Consider the following 14,213-nt stretch of genomic DNA (forward strand, 5'->3'; position numbering starts at 1 on the left):
GCACGTCATTGGCTCTGGACGATTGGGCAGAACATTTTTTGGCATTGCGCAGTGTCGGCGTCACCGATTTCCGCTTGCCCAACGCTAGGCCCGAATGCTGCTCGGCACTTTCCGTCAGGGCGGCTGACGGAGTGCCTTCCCCCACTGGCTCGGCCGAGCAGAGAACTGGCGTTGCCAATCAATTGACGACCATGCACCGCCGACACGACGCGTTTGAAAACAGGTCCTTGAGCCTTGCCTTGGTGTGTCCATCAGTTTCAGGAGGGGTCTGACCCATGCAAACGACGTTTACGCCGAAGCAACTCGAAGACCCTGCTATCGCGCGGGCGAATGAAATCCTTCGCAGTTGTGTTCATTGTGGGTTTTGCACGGCAACCTGCCCGACCTATCAGGTTTTGAATGACGAGTTGGATAGCCCGCGCGGCCGGATATACCTGATCAAGGATATGCTCGAAAACGAGCGGGTCCCTGATGCCAAGACCGTGGGGCATATCGACAAGTGCCTGTCTTGTCTGGCCTGCATGACCACCTGCCCATCCGGGGTGCACTACATGCATCTCGTGGACCATGCCCGAGCATACATTGAGAAAACGTACAAGAGACCCTTGTCGGATAGGGTCTTGCGCTGGGTTCTTGCACAAATCCTACCTTACCCCACCCGCTTTCGGCTGGCCCTTCTTGGTGCCAAGATCGGGCGCCCCTTTGCTAAGTTGATCCCGGACCGAAGGCTACGGGCGATGCTGGAGATGGCGCCAAAACAAATTCCCCCGGTCAGCCGGAACGACGATCCCCAGAGCTTCGCGCCCAATATTGCCCCCAAGAAGCGGGTCGCTTTGATGACTGGCTGTGCCCAAAAGGCGCTGAATACCGATATCAACGACGCCACGATCCGGCTGCTCACCCGACTGGGATGCGAAGTGGTCGTGGCAGAAGGTGCCGGCTGCTGTGGGGCGCTGACCCACCACATGGGCAAGGAGGCGGAAAGCCACGCCAACGCCGCAAAGAACATCCGCGCCTGGACACGCGAGATTGACGGGCAAGGGCTTGATGCCATCGTGATCAATACCTCCGGCTGCGGAACGACGGTCAAGGACTATTGGCATATGTTCCGCAACGACCCGTTGGCGAGCGATGCCAAGAGGATTTCTGAAAGGGCCATGGATATTTCAGAGGTGCTGATGCAGCTCGACTTCCCTAAAGGCGCGCCAAAGGACTTGCGCGTCGCCTATCACGCCGCCTGTTCGTTGCAACATGGACAACAGATCAAGACCTTTCCAAAAGACCTGCTCAAGAAGGCCGGCTTTACGGTGGTGGAACCTGCGGATAGCCACTTGTGCTGCGGATCTGCCGGAACCTACAACTTGATGCAGCCCGAAATATCGAGGCAGTTGAAAGCCCGCAAAGTCGAGACGCTTGAAGCAATCGGGCCCGACATCATCGCCGCCGGCAACATCGGCTGTATGATGCAGATTGGCAGCGGCACCGGCGTGCCGATCGTGCATACGGTCGAACTGCTGGACTGGGCCACGGGCGGCCCCCAGCCCCCAGCCCTGACAGCATCGCGCCAAGATGCGCCGCAAATTCCCGACCTGCGGCGCTCGTTGACCTAATTTGCCCTATTCTTGCCTCACGCCTTTGCTATGTTTCCGCTCAGTCGGGCAGGAGAGAAAGACCAGATGCGAAACCTTATTGCAGCGCTTGGGCTGTGCCTTGGCCTGTCTCTGTCTGCCGATGCTCAAACCGCACTCAACAGCCTGCAGACAGGTGATGACGCGCGCGGCTGGGAGGCTGTGGGTCGCCTCGATATTGCAGGCAAAGGCTTCTGCACGGGTGCATTGATCGCCCCCAATCTGGTCTTGACCGCTGCACATTGCCTGTTTGACCGATCGACCGGAGAGCGGGTCGATCCCGGTCGGATCGAGTTTCAGGCCGGGCTGCGCAATGGTCGCGCCGAAGCCTACAGGGATGTCCGACGGGCCGTGACGCCCGAGGGCTACGTGTTCGATATTCACTCTTCGACACAAACGACCCGTCAGGACGTCGCTCTACTGGAACTGAGCCAACCCATTCGGCTCAACCAGATCCAGCCATTCGAAACCGTTCGGAATCTGCAACGTGGCATGGAAGTCGGAATTGTCTCATATGCCCACGACCGCGCAGATGCGCCCTCGCTACAAGAAGTGTGCGGCGTCTTGGGTCAGGCAGAAGGAGTGCTGGTTCTCTCCTGCGATGTCGATTTCGGTTCCTCCGGGGCGCCGATCTTTGTGATTGAGGGCGGTGTGGCGCGCATCGTTTCCGTCGTTTCGGCCAAAGCGGAACTCGATGGACAACGCGTGGCGCTCGGCACGTCACTGGACGAACCGCTTGCGGAATTGCGGGCCAGCCTTGCCGCCGGTGGCGGTGTCTTTCAAGATGCGGCCCCCCGGGTTCGGGTCTTGGGTGGCGGCGAACGCGCCGAGACCGGAGCGAAATTTGTTCGGCCCTAGGGGTCTTGAAACGGCACCCATCGCTTTCTAAATCTTGCTCACAGGGTGCCAATCGGGCCCTGTGAAACCGTTGCCTGTCCATCTGGAAGGCTCAACTTGTTGTCGCTCAATGGAGGATAACCCCATGCGAACCTATGACTTTGCCCCGCTTCATCGTGCCACTGTCGGTTTTGACCAGATCGCTGATCTGATGGACCGCGTGATGACCAATGAAGGCAGTCAAACGAACTATCCCCCCTACAACATCGAGAAAACGTCCGACGACGGTTGGCGTATTTCGATTGCAGTTGCGGGATTTTCCGACACGGACCTGAACGTCGAAGTGCGGGAACACGCTCTGCTCGTCGCCGCCCGCAAGCCTGAAACCGACGGCGAAACCCGCTATCTGCATCGCGGTATCGCCACCCGCGCATTCGAGCGTCGGTTCCATCTCGCCGACCACGTGCGCGTCACCGGTGCCAGCCACGAGAACGGAATGCTGCACATCGATCTGGTCCGCGAAGTCCCGGAAGCGCTGAAACCGCGCCGGATCGAAATCGCCAAGTCGCAGAGCACTTCTGCCAATTTGGTTGAAAGTCAGCCTGTAAACTAAGGCGGTTCAGGCAAGGTGGGGCAGCCCACCTTGCCGTCCACTAGCTACGCTGTGCGACTGCAAGCGGCTTTTACGACGTTGAAAACAGCGGGCACTAGTGGGCCTCAGCCCAAGTCGCGCCCTGCCCCCCGTCGACAGCCAAATGCACATCGAGCTTCACGGCAGGATCGGCCGCCCCTTCCATCACATTGCGAGCCACCTCTATCAGATCGTCAGCCGCTTCGGCATCGACCTCGAACAGGAGTTCGTCGTGAACCTGCAAGAGCATTCGCGCAGGAATACGTTCTATGGCGGTGTCCATCCGCGTCATCGCCCGGCGGATGACATCTGCCGCAGTGCCCTGAATTGGCGCATTGATTGCCGCCCGCTTTGCAAACCCGGCAGTCGGCCCCTTTGAATTGATCTCCGGGGTGTGGATTTTCCGGCCGAATAGAGTCTGGACATAGCCATGCTCTTTGGCAAAGGCGACGGTGTCATCCATGTAGGCGCGAATTCCCGGGAACCGTTCGAAATAGCGGTCGATGAACCCCTGTGCCTGATCCCGCGGGATCCGCAGGTTGCGGGCGAGTCCAAACCCCGAAATTCCGTAGATCACGCCAAAGTTGATCGCCTTGGCCTGACGCCGGACCTCCGGGGTCATCTCGTCCAATGGCACATCGAACATCTCGGACGCGGTCATGGCGTGAATGTCGACGCCATCGACAAACGCTTGCTTGAGCGCCGGAATCCCAGCGACATGTGCTAGGATCCGCAACTCGATTTGGGAATAGTCGAGCGACACCAGCACTTTTCCATCATCGGCCACAAAGGCCTCTCGGATGCGACGGCCCTCTTCGGACCGCACCGGAATGTTCTGCAGATTGGGGTCGGTGGACGCGAGCCGGCCAGTGTTCGCTCCGGCAATCGAGTATGAGGTGTGGACGCGCCCCGTATCGGGATTGATATGTTCCTGCAGCGCATCTGTGTAGGTAGATTTGAGCTTGGAAAGTTGCCGCCAATCCAGAATCCGCCGCGGCAAGTCGTGGATCGTCGCCAGATCCTCCAGAACGTCCGCGCCTGTGGAATAGGCCCCGGTCTTGCCGGTCGATGGCTTCTTGCCGTCCGGCAATGTCAGGCCCATCTCATCGAACATGATCTCGCCCAATTGCTTGGGCGAACCGACATTGAAGGATCGGCCGGCGAGTTCATGGATCTCCGCTTCCAACCCTGCCATTTTTTGGGCGAAGGCGTTTGACATCCTGCTCAGAGTGTCACGGTCGACCTTGATCCCTGCCATTTCCATACGCGCGAGGACAGGCACCAATGGCCTCTCCAAGGTCTCATAGACGGTCGTTACACCGACGCGGTGCAGCTTGGGCTTGAATGCCTGCCAGAGGCGCAGAGTGATGTCGGCATCTTCTGCAGCGTATTTGACCGCATCGTCCACAGGCACCCGATCAAATGTGACAGCAGCTTTCCCAGTTCCCAGCAGGCTTTTGATTTCAATCGGTTTATGCGACAGATACCGCTCGCTCAATCCGTCCATGCCATGGTTGTGCAAGCCACCATGCATCGCATAGCTCATGAGCATCGTATCGTCGATCGGCGCCACATCGACACCCAAGAGCGCAAAGATCTTGGCGTCGTATTTCATGTTCTGCCCGATCTTGAGCACGGAAGGGTCCTCGAGGAGAGGACGCAGCATCCCAAGAACCTCGTCGCGGTCCATCTGCCCCTCGGCCAAGTCATCCGATCCGAACAAATCATCCCCGCGAGATGCCTTGTGCGCGATGGGAATGTAGCAAGCCTGCCCCGGTTCCACGCACAGCGAAATACCGACGATATCCGCGCGCATTTCGTCGAGGCTCGTCGTTTCCGTGTCGACGGCGACGTAGCCAGCCTGCACTATGCGGTCTATCCACACCTGAAGCGCCGAAGCGTCAGAAACACATTCATATTTGTCGGCGTCGAATGGCACCGCCTCGACCTCGTCAGCGGCAGCCTCCGCAGCCGGCTCGGCGATAACCGGAGGCTCTGTCCCCAATTTGGCCGCAATACGCTGCGTGATCGTGCGAAACTCCATTTCGCTGAGAAAGCCGAGCAATACATCCGGCTCCGGATCGCGCACTTCCAGGTCTTCGAGCGTGAAGTCCAAATCCATGTCGCAGTCGAGCTGAACCAACCGTTTGGACATCTCGATCTGGGCTCGCTTTTCGATCAGGGTCTCGCGGCGCTTGGGCTGCTTGATCTCACCCGCTCGGTCCAGCAGGCTCTCTAGGTCACCATATTCGTTGATCAGCAGGGCGGCGGTCTTGATCCCGATCCCCGGTGCACCCGGTACGTTGTCGACCGAATCTCCGGCAAGCGCCTGCACATCGACCACCCGTTCCGGACCCACACCAAACTTCTCGATCACGCCGTCACGGTCGATACGCTTGTTCTTCATCGGATCGAGCATCTCGACGCCATCGCCGACCAACTGCATCAAATCCTTGTCAGACGATACGATCGTGACGCGGCCACCTGCCTCACGCGCCATGCACGACAGGGTGGCGATGATATCGTCGGCCTCAAATCCCTCTAGTTCCTTGCAGGCGATGTTGAACGCTTCGGTCGCCTTCCGGGTCAAGGGAATCTGAGGGCGCAGGTCTTCGGGCATCGCCTCGCGGTTTGCCTTGTATAGATCATATAGGTCGTTGCGAAACGTGTGGCTTCCCTTGTCGAAGATCACGGCGACATGGGTCGCGGCATCTGCGCCGTTGTTTCCTTCCACATAGCGCTGCAACATGTTGCAAAAGCCGGAAACGGCCCCAACCGGCAAACCGTCGGATTTGCGGGTGAGCGGCGGCAGGGCATGATAAGCGCGAAAGATGAAGGCCGAGCCGTCAATCAGATGCAGATGGCACCCTTTGCCAAATTTAGTATCCATTTGCAGGCTGCCCCATACACTGTTCGACTGTAAACTCGCACGACCAAAGGCGTAGTGCCACCCCATGCGGCTCCCACAAGAGTAAGCGTCAACGTCGCTTCACCAAGCCCATTGATGGCAGGCAGGTAAAGCTACTCCGCCGCATCCTTTGCCGTTTCGTGCACATAGCGGGCATCGCAATAGCCGCATTCGACCCAGCCCTTGTCCCGCGGAATCGAAAGCCAGACGCGAGGGTGCCCCAAAGCCCCCTCACCGCCATCACATGCCACACGCCATGCGGTCACAATCTTGGTCTCAGGGGCAGGGATCGACATAAGGCAGGCCTATCTGGTTGCGGCCGGCCAATCGCCAGCCTAGATCGGTTCACATACTACCGCACCCACCCGTCCCCGCAAGCCGCGATTGGACAGGAGCTGGCAAAAGAAGGCACACTCATGACCCGTAACGCCATCGAAATCACCGGGCTGACCAAAACCTACAAAGCCACGGGCAAGAGCCCTGCCAAGGAGGCTCTCAAAGGCGTCGATCTGGCCATTCCGCAGGGTGCGATCTTTGGACTTCTCGGGCCAAACGGGGCCGGTAAATCCACGATGATCAACATTCTCGCAGGTCTGGTCGTCAAAACGGCCGGAAGCGTCAGAATTTGGGGCTTCGACCAAGACGTGAACCCCAGACAGAGCCGGGCGGCCATCGGCGTCATGCCACAGGAACTCGTGCTCGACCCCTTCTTCACGCCACGCGGTGCGCTGAACGTCCAGGCCGGGCTCTACGGCGTGCCGAAATCACAACGCAAGACAGACGAGATCCTCGAACTGATCGGGCTCACCGACAAGGCCGACGCCTATGCACGCTCACTCTCCGGGGGTATGCGGCGCAGGCTGCTCTTGGGCAAGGCACTGGTCCACAATCCGCGAATTCTGGTCTTGGACGAGCCAACCGCCGGCGTGGACATCGAATTGCGCAACATGCTTTGGGCCAATGTGCGGCGGCTGAATGAAGAGCGTGGCATGACCATCATCCTCACCACCCACTACCTCGAAGAAGCACAAGAAATGTGCGACGAGATTGCAATCATCAACCATGGGCAATTGGTGACGCGCGACAGCACGGCCAATTTGCTTGGACGGATCAGCGGCAAGACCCTGATCGTCACACCGACAAGCGAAACCACGGCGCCGGAGATGCCCGACGGCATCACCTGCACAGCAAAGCCGGGCGGCACTCTCGCCTTCGCCTATGACAACAGCAAACTCAGCGCCGACGCGGTGCTGGACGCTATCCGGAGCAAAGGCATCGGCATTCAAGACGTGCGCAGCGAAGAGGCCGACCTCGAGGACGTCTTCCTCTCCATCACGAGCTCGCGCTAGCCTTCATCTTGGCCAGCAAACTCCCGCCGGAGGCAGCTGGCCGACAAGACAGCCACTCCGAAACGAGTTGCATCGCGCAAACACACGGGCGCGACACCACTGCGCGGTAGCGCGCGATTGGATCAGCTCTGCGGCACCACCAGCGGTCCAATGCGGCGGCCGGCCAGGATGTGCAGATGGAAATGCGGCACTTCCTGCATGCCGTGTTCTCGACTGTTTGCGATGGCCCTGAACCCTGCCTCCACACCAAGGATCTCGCAAACCTGAGACACCGCCGACAGGAACCCGACCTGTTCCTCGGCGCTCGCATCGCGAGCGAAATGATCCAGACTGACATATGGACCTTTCGGCACCACGAGAACGTGGATCGGTGCCTGTGGCGCGATGTCGTGAAACGCCAAGGCGTGATCCGTCTCCAACACAGTCTTGTTGGGAATCTCTCCCCGCAAAATCTTGGCAAACAGGTTTTCAGGATCGTAATCGAAGTCCATTTGGCACCTCAGTCAGAGAACAGGTAGGGGGTTTCGACGATGGTGCGGGCGACGTCTTCGCCCACACTCAGAAACTCCGACACCGGTGGGATATTCTCTTCCACCGACGCCGTCTGGCGAATTCTCAGATGATTGGCAAAATGCGCATCCCTGATCTGATCGCTTTCGAACACCACGTCATAGCGGATCGTCGGCAAGAGCTGCTGCAATGTCTCTCGACCGGTCATCTCCCCTGCAAGGCCGACCCGCTGCGCATGGCCTATCAGGTATTCGTCGGAAAACTCGCACTCGATCTCCAATAGCCTGACGGTCGAGCGGTCCGAGAAAAAGTCCTGCATCAGGTCGATGGATGCCGTGTCGAGGCAAATGAGCAAGCGATCCGTCTCGTAGTAGTCAAACAACATCCGCATGAGCGCACGCCTATGGCGATGGCGCTTTGCAATCGTCGTCTGAATGCCTCCCAGATCGGGCAGCGCGGTGCTTTCCTCGTTGAAGAGATAATCAATCGACGGAATATTCGTCGAATGCTTGATCGACCCCACCAGACGTTTCGCGACATGCCATTTCTTGCAGGCGACGATCAAAAGTTCACGCTCACGCCCTAGGCTGGTCTCGGTCTCCCAGAAGCGCGGAGCAAACCGACGCCCGATGCGCCCCCTCCCCGTCAGGAAGCTGAATAGGTTTCGACCCTCGTTCGATACTTTGAAGTCATCTCGGCCAGACGCGTATAGCCGCCCCAACCTCTTCTTCAGTTCTTTTGCATCGGGACTGATCTTTCGGGCGAACAGGAAATCCTGCCCCAATAGCAGGTCGAAATGGTCGTTGTAGAAGGTGACCGGCATTCCATAGTCGGTGAACATCAGGAAGGTGAGAGTGCGATTGCGGATCTCACTCTCGGGGACGAGGTGGCGCACCAAGGTCTGGAAGAAGGTTTCGTCGGGGATCCAGGTCGTTCGGAAAAACCGCACGATGTCCCGCCTCTTGGCCAAGAGATCGAGGATCGCCTCGATGGTGCGCCGCCGGAGGCACCACCATTGGCTCCCGATCATGATTTGTAAGTCGGACGGCACTGCCCGGGTCAGGCCCAGCTTACGCTGGGTCCAGAAACTCCAATAGAAGATCCGTTTCTGCGTCCGCTCGTTAAAGAAGTGACGGTAAATCAACCGCTCTTCTTTCATGCCCGTCTTGATCCAGTCGCCCTCGAAGAAATCGACGCTCTCGATATAATCGACATCGTCGTCATCGAGGAACCGGTGGGCATAGGCCGCGGACTTTATCGCCATGCAGTCGCCCGAGACCATGTAGAAATGGGTCGCACGCGGAAAGGCCTTCACGGCCGCCTCCACGGCATACAGCGTTGCTTGGACAAGGCTCCACTCACCCCAACCGCATTTGATCCGCCGACGGGCAAAGGTCACATTGGGATTGTCGGCAAACTCACGCCTGATCCGGTCATATCCCTCTTTCGGGGCTCGGGCGTCGTAGTGGATCGAGATGCAGTCCCCGACAGCGGTAAGCTGCTGAGCCTGTAAGATGATGGCATCAGGGTCTTTATGACACAGAAGAATGAAGGCAATTTTTGCCAATTTGGAAACCTTGCTGCCCAAAAGGTTTGGATTGTTTACACTTGATAACGTGAACAGCCGTTGAATAAACAGTGTTTGTTTGCTTTTTTCCGGCAAAAGCCGTCACAAGACCCCGAATAGCCGGGGCGCGGAGCAATTTTGGAGGCACGGGCATGGGTTTTCCAGGCACTTGGATGACCGAAACTGAGAGCGTTGTGTATCGCGTGGTGCCGAAATGCGCCTGTTCGACCATTGGCCAGATCATGTACTTCTCGGATCACGGCGAATTCTTCGACGGCGACATCCACGATGCGACCGACGGCCTCCACAAGTGGGCCAACGAGGGCAGCCAAAAGCTGATTACGTCGAACGTGAAGGAGCACCGGTCCTATGCCTTTACCTGTGTGCGAAACCCCTACACCCGCATTCTGAGCTCCTTCTTCGATAAGATCTGCGGCATTCAGCGCAACGGCAGGCGATATCGCGGCAACCTCGTTCCCCTCTTGATCCAGAAATATGGCATCGAGGTCGGCAGCCCCGAGGACAATTTTCAATTCGACCAGATCAAGTCGTTCCGACGCTTCCTGCTCTTTGCGCGGGATACCGTGCGGTTCCGCAAGCCGATGGAACCCGACATCCACTGGTCCGCCATGTCTGGTCATATTTCAACCTTCGTGGTCAACGGCGGCCGCTATGACAACATCTTCTGGACCGAGAAGTTCGATCCCGGAATGCAATCCGTGCTCGACAACATCAAGACCCAGTTTCCCATTGATTTGAAGGACATCCCACGCTTCAACGAAAGTGAAGGGCACGGACCGAAGCGTGCGCATCCGGTCGAGGATTACTTCGACGATCTGTCGATGCATCTTGTCTACGAAATGTACAAACGCGACTTCCAGCTTTTCAAATACGATTTCGAGAACCCCGCCAACAAGATGCCGACGGGCGAGATTGATCTGGCAGAAGTCCACGCCAAGTTGGGCGACTGATGGCGGGCTATTCCGGAACGCCGCTCTGGAAGAAGCTGGGGCTGAAGGACGGAATGACCTGCGCGGTTCACAATGCACCCGAGGGATACGAAACGCTGCTCGGCGCTGCGCCAGACGTGGTGTGGGGGCAACTGGCGGAAGGCACCACTTTCGTCCACTTGTTCGTCACCGAAGCGACCGTTCTGAGTGCCGAACTTCAAAACGCTCTGCAGTTGATCGATCGCAACGGAATGATCTGGGTCTCATGGCCCAAGAGGACGAGCAAGGTGCCGACGGACATAACCGAGGACACGATCCGAAGCATTTGCCTTCCAATGGGCCTCGTCGACGTCAAGGTTTGCGCCGTTGATGCGACGTGGTCAGGCCTCAAGTTGATGATCCGCAAGGAACTTCGTTAAAACCGCGAAATTGCCATGGGAACCGGGTGCTCTCGCGCTACCTTACGGCCGCAAGCGGTTTAGAAAGAGCGCCGATCATGTCCATTGTCCTCCTGCTCGGCAGCGGCCCCAATGTCGTCGCCTGCCGTGACTGGCTTCGAGACGATTTCGATCACATTGTGTCGATCAACAATGCATGGGCGGTCCGGCCCGATTGGGATTTCCTGATCCACCCCGATGACTTCCCGCCCGATCGGCAGCCGAGCACAATCCAAACTCATCAGATGGTTGTCACATCTAAGGACTACGTCCCCGCGCAAAACGACTTCGGCGGCTTTGTCTATGCCGGTGGCACCATGGCGTTTACAGCGGCTTATTGGGCGCTGCATGCGTTAAGACCCACTGTCATCGCCTGCTTGGGCTGCGACATGGTCTATCCAAAAGACGAGCAAACCCACTTCTATGGAAAGGGCGAGCCCGATCCTCTGCGCGTCGACGTGACCCTGCGTTCGCTCGAAGCGAAATCGGCGCGGGTAATGGCGCTGGCGGCGCGGCAGGGTTGCGCGATGGTCAATCTCTCTCGGGATGAGAGCCGTCTCGTCTATCCGCGAAGCTCGCCGGATCGCCTGCGCGACATGACACCCGGCACCCAGCTGGCCGATGCCGTTGATGCGGCTCTGACAGCAGAAGCCGATGCAGGCTACATGGTCCCGTCAGGCAAATACTGGAAAGAAGAGGATCGCTTCGATACCGACGTGATAGACCGGATCGATCGACTGTGGCTCAGCACCGTTCCATAGTGGTCGGGCCGGACAATCGCCCGGCCCTGAGACGCCGTCGCTAGATCAGATCGTGCTTTGTGAAAAGCGCCTTGAGATCGGCCTCTGGGCGCGCTCCGATATGGCTGATCACCTCGGATGCAGCGACACATCCCATCCGACCGCAGGTTTCAAGATCGTGACCTTCGGCCAAAGCCCAAAGGAAGGCACCGGCGAACAGATCCCCTGCCCCGGTCGCATCCACGATGTCCGTCGGCACCGCAGGGGCGTGCCAGCGCTCGCCACCCGACAGGATATGAGCGCCGTTCTCACTGTCCGTGCAGGCCAGGATCTCAAGTTCAGAGGCTGCCGTGGCGAGCGCGGTTTCGAAATCACCGCCATACATCGCCATAAGCTCGGATCGGTTGCAGAACAGCAGGTCGACGTCGGACTGGATCATGGCCCGAAAGGCGTCCTTGTGTCGGCTGACACAGAACGGATCAGAGAGGGTCAACGACACCCGTCCACCAGCGCCCTTGCAGGCCTCGATCGCCTTGGCGAATGCAGCGTGGCTTTCGGGTCCGTCAAATCGATAACCCTCAAGGTAGATCCAGTCGGCCTCGGCCATCATGGCGGGGTCAATGTCTGACGGTTCGAGGAATTCAGTGACGCCGAGATACGTGTTCATCGACCGTTCGCCATCCGGGGTCACCAGCACGATGCAGCGCCCGGTCTCTTGCGGCGCATCCTTGGGTGCCATCCGGGTCTCATAGACCGCCCCCTGCGCGCGCAGGTCATGGGCAAAGATCGCGCCCAACTGATCGTCCTTGACCTTGCCGACATAGGCCGTCTTGCCACCCAGATGCGCGATGCCTGCGATCGTATTCGCTGCGGAACCGCCGCTGATTTCCTTGGCAGGTCCGATCCTGCTATAAAGATCGACGGCGCGATCCATATCGATCAGCTGCATGATCCCCTTCTCGATTCCGGCTTCGCCGAGAAAATCTTCATCGGCGCGGGCCAACACATCGACCATTGCGTTGCCAATGCCAACGATTTGAAATTTTTTCATTCAGTCTTGTCCTCATACTGACAAATGTCTTTGATCACACAGGCACCGCACTTTGGTTTGCGGGCCACACAAATGTAGCGGCCATGCAGGATCAACCAGTGATGTGCATGAAGCTGGAAATCGGCTGGCACGTTGTCCTCGATGGCGCGTTCGACCGCATCGACGTCCTTGCCCGGTGCGATCCCGGAGCGATTGCCGACGCGGAATATATGGGTGTCGACCGCCTGTGCCGGCTGACGCCACCACATATTCAGGACAACATTGGCGGTTTTGCGGCCAACACCGGGCAAACTCTGTAGGGCGGCCCGCGAATTGGGGACCTCGCCTCCGTAGTCGTCAATCAGCATCTGGCTCAGTTTGATGACGTTCTTGGCCTTGTTGCGAAACAGCCCGATGGTCTTGATGTGCTCGATGACGCCTTCTTCACCCAAGGCGACCATCTTCTCCGGTGTATCGGCCACGGCGAACAGACCGCGGGTTGCTTTGTTCACCCCGGCATCGGTGGCTTGCGCGCTTAGGGCAACTGCCACGACGAGGGTAAAGACATTGACGTGTTCCAACTCGCCCTTCGGCTCTGGCTCGGCGGTTTGGAACCGGGTGAAGGCCTCGCGCATCGCGCCGTATGAAAGCTGTTTTGCCATTGGTTTCGGTATGCCCGCCTCAGCGCGGCTGGGCAAGTGCGACAGATGCGCAATATCCGGGTCGCCTGACGGTCTTGCGGAGCCTAGATTGGCTCCATGGAACACGAACTCACCTATCATTATCATGTGATGCGGCGCGCCATCGACCTGATCGATGAACGGACCGACAAACCGCTCAGCCTTGATGGGCTGGCTCAGGCCATGAACATGTCGCCCGCGCATTTTCAAAGACTGTTTTCGCAATGGGTCGGGGTTTCACCCAAGCGGTATCAGCAGTACCTGACGCTCGATCATGCCCGGTCACTCTTACAGGAACGCTTCACAACCCTGGCAACCGCGGACGCCGTCGGTCTGTCGGGCAGCGGCCGTCTTCATGACCTTTTCGTCCGATGGGAAGCGATGAGCCCGGGCGAGTTTGCACGGCAGGGAGAAGGGCTCCGGATTGGTTGGGGTTGGTTTGCCAGTCCCTTTGGACCGGCGCTCGTCATGGGAACCGAAAAAGGCATCTGCGGCATCGGTTTCGAATCCGATACCGGCCGAGATCACGCCATGGCAGACCTGACCGGGCGTTGGCCGAAAGCACAGTTTCGGGAGGATCCGGAAATGCTGCGTTCTTGGGTCGAATCGGCATTCGGCAGTGCGAAGGAGGCGGCGGAAACGCCGATCTACCTCATCGGTGCACCGTTTCAGATCAAGGTGTGGGAGGCGCTGCTAGCAATCCCCTCCGGCCACGTGACGACGTATTCGGAAATTGCCGGAGCCATCGGCAATCCCAAAGCGGTCCGGGCCGTGGGCACCGCGGTTGGGCGCAACCCGGTGAGTTGGGTCATCCCTTGTCACCGAGCACTCCGGAAATCCGGCGGGTTGGGCGGCTACCATTGGGGGATTCCGGTCAAACGCGCGATGCTGGCCTATGAAAGCGCCGTTGCCGAGGCGTAATCGCTCGAAATCGGGCGGAACAATG

Annotated in this window: 14 protein-coding genes; 8 read left to right on the forward strand and 6 right to left on the reverse strand. The window is 58.6% G+C overall.

Annotated elements, in window-relative coordinates; translation table 11 throughout:
• The first annotated feature begins 275 nt into the window (after positions 1–275).
• The 3 genes from glcF (at position 276) to LOM8899_RS01585 (ending at position 3,078) form a co-directional block, all read left to right on the forward strand.
• The gene (gene glcF / locus LOM8899_RS01575; protein WP_093990401.1) at positions 276–1,610 is read left to right on the forward strand and encodes a glycolate oxidase subunit GlcF; all 1,335 of its coding nucleotides are present in this window, start codon (positions 276–278) and stop codon (positions 1,608–1,610) included.
• A 66-nt stretch (positions 1,611–1,676) separates the two neighbouring features.
• The gene (locus LOM8899_RS01580) at positions 1,677–2,486 is read left to right on the forward strand and encodes a trypsin-like serine peptidase (protein WP_093991359.1); all 810 of its coding nucleotides are present in this window, start codon (positions 1,677–1,679) and stop codon (positions 2,484–2,486) included.
• Positions 2,487–2,610: 124 nt separating this feature from the next.
• Complete coding sequence (locus tag LOM8899_RS01585) at positions 2,611–3,078, forward strand: Hsp20 family protein (protein ID WP_093990402.1); 468 nt, start codon at positions 2,611–2,613, stop codon at positions 3,076–3,078.
• A gap of 94 nt (positions 3,079–3,172) precedes the next feature.
• Here LOM8899_RS01585 and polA read toward each other — a convergent pair whose 3' ends face one another.
• Both polA and LOM8899_RS01595 read right to left on the reverse strand, forming a co-directional pair.
• Positions 3,173–5,986: a DNA polymerase I gene (polA, locus tag LOM8899_RS01590; RefSeq protein ID WP_093990403.1), complete on the reverse strand. Its 2,814-nt coding sequence runs from the start codon at positions 5,984–5,986 to the stop codon at positions 3,173–3,175.
• 131 nt (positions 5,987–6,117) lie between these two features.
• Positions 6,118–6,300: a zinc-finger domain-containing protein gene (locus LOM8899_RS01595; protein ID WP_093990404.1), complete on the reverse strand. Its 183-nt coding sequence runs from the start codon at positions 6,298–6,300 to the stop codon at positions 6,118–6,120.
• Between the two features lie 120 nt (positions 6,301–6,420).
• Between LOM8899_RS01595 and LOM8899_RS01600 the strand changes: the two genes are divergently transcribed.
• Positions 6,421–7,353, forward strand: coding sequence for an ABC transporter ATP-binding protein (locus LOM8899_RS01600; protein ID WP_093990405.1), 933 nt, complete (start codon positions 6,421–6,423; stop codon positions 7,351–7,353).
• A 122-nt stretch (positions 7,354–7,475) separates the two neighbouring features.
• Here the strand turns inward: LOM8899_RS01600 and LOM8899_RS01605 are convergent, their stop codons facing one another.
• Positions 7,476–7,844 (reverse strand): HIT domain-containing protein, encoded by a 369-nt coding sequence (locus LOM8899_RS01605; RefSeq protein ID WP_093990406.1) that lies wholly within the window; start codon positions 7,842–7,844, stop codon positions 7,476–7,478.
• Positions 7,845–7,852: 8 nt separating this feature from the next.
• Positions 7,853–9,430 (reverse strand): DUF5928 domain-containing protein, encoded by a 1,578-nt coding sequence (locus LOM8899_RS01610; RefSeq protein ID WP_093991360.1) that lies wholly within the window; start codon positions 9,428–9,430, stop codon positions 7,853–7,855.
• 152 nt (positions 9,431–9,582) lie between these two features.
• On the opposite strand from LOM8899_RS01610, the gene LOM8899_RS01615 reads away from it, so the two are divergent.
• The 3 genes from LOM8899_RS01615 to LOM8899_RS01625 all read left to right on the forward strand — a co-directional run bounded on the left by LOM8899_RS01615 (position 9,583) and on the right by LOM8899_RS01625 (position 11,578).
• Entirely contained in the window at positions 9,583–10,401 is an 819-nt protein-coding gene (locus LOM8899_RS01615; protein WP_093990407.1) for a sulfotransferase family protein, read from the forward strand.
• Positions 10,401–10,799, forward strand: a complete 399-nt coding sequence (locus LOM8899_RS01620; protein WP_093990408.1) for a DUF3052 family protein — start codon at positions 10,401–10,403, stop codon at positions 10,797–10,799. Before LOM8899_RS01615 ends, LOM8899_RS01620 begins: the two co-directional genes overlap by 1 nt.
• A gap of 77 nt (positions 10,800–10,876) precedes the next feature.
• On the forward strand, positions 10,877–11,578 hold the full coding sequence (locus LOM8899_RS01625) for a hypothetical protein (protein ID WP_093990409.1): 702 nt from the start codon (positions 10,877–10,879) through the stop codon (positions 11,576–11,578).
• A gap of 40 nt (positions 11,579–11,618) precedes the next feature.
• Here the strand turns inward: LOM8899_RS01625 and LOM8899_RS01630 are convergent, their stop codons facing one another.
• Positions 11,619–12,608 (reverse strand): adenosine kinase, encoded by a 990-nt coding sequence (locus tag LOM8899_RS01630; RefSeq protein WP_093990410.1) that lies wholly within the window; start codon positions 12,606–12,608, stop codon positions 11,619–11,621.
• Positions 12,605–13,249 (reverse strand): endonuclease III, encoded by a 645-nt coding sequence (nth, locus tag LOM8899_RS01635; RefSeq protein ID WP_093990411.1) that lies wholly within the window; start codon positions 13,247–13,249, stop codon positions 12,605–12,607. Before nth ends, LOM8899_RS01630 begins: the two co-directional genes overlap by 4 nt.
• A 96-nt stretch (positions 13,250–13,345) precedes the next feature.
• Here nth and LOM8899_RS01640 point away from each other — a divergent pair, with 96 nt between their 5' ends.
• Positions 13,346–14,188, forward strand: coding sequence for a bifunctional helix-turn-helix domain-containing protein/methylated-DNA--[protein]-cysteine S-methyltransferase (locus LOM8899_RS01640; RefSeq protein WP_093990412.1), 843 nt, complete (start codon positions 13,346–13,348; stop codon positions 14,186–14,188).
• The last annotated feature ends 25 nt before the right edge of the window (positions 14,189–14,213 follow it).

The sequence above is a fragment of the Flavimaricola marinus genome (genome assembly GCF_900184895.1).
In the GTDB taxonomy this organism is placed as follows: domain Bacteria; phylum Pseudomonadota; class Alphaproteobacteria; order Rhodobacterales; family Rhodobacteraceae; genus Flavimaricola; species Flavimaricola marinus.

Excerpts from the sequence above, each read along its gene's own strand:
- LOM8899_RS01630 (WP_093990410.1), bottom strand. The coding sequence starts at position 12,608 with ATGAAAAAATTTCAAATCGTTGGCATTGGCAACGCAATGGTCGATGTG.
- LOM8899_RS01595 (WP_093990404.1), bottom strand. The coding sequence starts at position 6,300 with ATGTCGATCCCTGCCCCTGAGACCAAGATTGTGACCGCATGGCGTGTG.
- glcF (WP_093990401.1), top strand. The coding sequence starts at position 276 with ATGCAAACGACGTTTACGCCGAAGCAACTCGAAGACCCTGCTATCGCG.
- LOM8899_RS01620 (WP_093990408.1), top strand. The coding sequence starts at position 10,401 with ATGGCGGGCTATTCCGGAACGCCGCTCTGGAAGAAGCTGGGGCTGAAG.
- LOM8899_RS01605 (WP_093990406.1), bottom strand. The coding sequence starts at position 7,844 with ATGGACTTCGATTACGATCCTGAAAACCTGTTTGCCAAGATTTTGCGG.
- LOM8899_RS01640 (WP_093990412.1), top strand. The coding sequence starts at position 13,346 with ATGGAACACGAACTCACCTATCATTATCATGTGATGCGGCGCGCCATC.
- LOM8899_RS01580 (WP_093991359.1), top strand. The coding sequence starts at position 1,677 with ATGCGAAACCTTATTGCAGCGCTTGGGCTGTGCCTTGGCCTGTCTCTG.
- nth (WP_093990411.1), bottom strand. The coding sequence starts at position 13,249 with ATGGCAAAACAGCTTTCATACGGCGCGATGCGCGAGGCCTTCACCCGG.
- LOM8899_RS01600 (WP_093990405.1), top strand. The coding sequence starts at position 6,421 with ATGACCCGTAACGCCATCGAAATCACCGGGCTGACCAAAACCTACAAA.
- LOM8899_RS01625 (WP_093990409.1), top strand. The coding sequence starts at position 10,877 with ATGTCCATTGTCCTCCTGCTCGGCAGCGGCCCCAATGTCGTCGCCTGC.
- polA (WP_093990403.1), bottom strand. The coding sequence starts at position 5,986 with ATGGATACTAAATTTGGCAAAGGGTGCCATCTGCATCTGATTGACGGC.
- LOM8899_RS01615 (WP_093990407.1), top strand. The coding sequence starts at position 9,583 with ATGGGTTTTCCAGGCACTTGGATGACCGAAACTGAGAGCGTTGTGTAT.
- LOM8899_RS01585 (WP_093990402.1), top strand. The coding sequence starts at position 2,611 with ATGCGAACCTATGACTTTGCCCCGCTTCATCGTGCCACTGTCGGTTTT.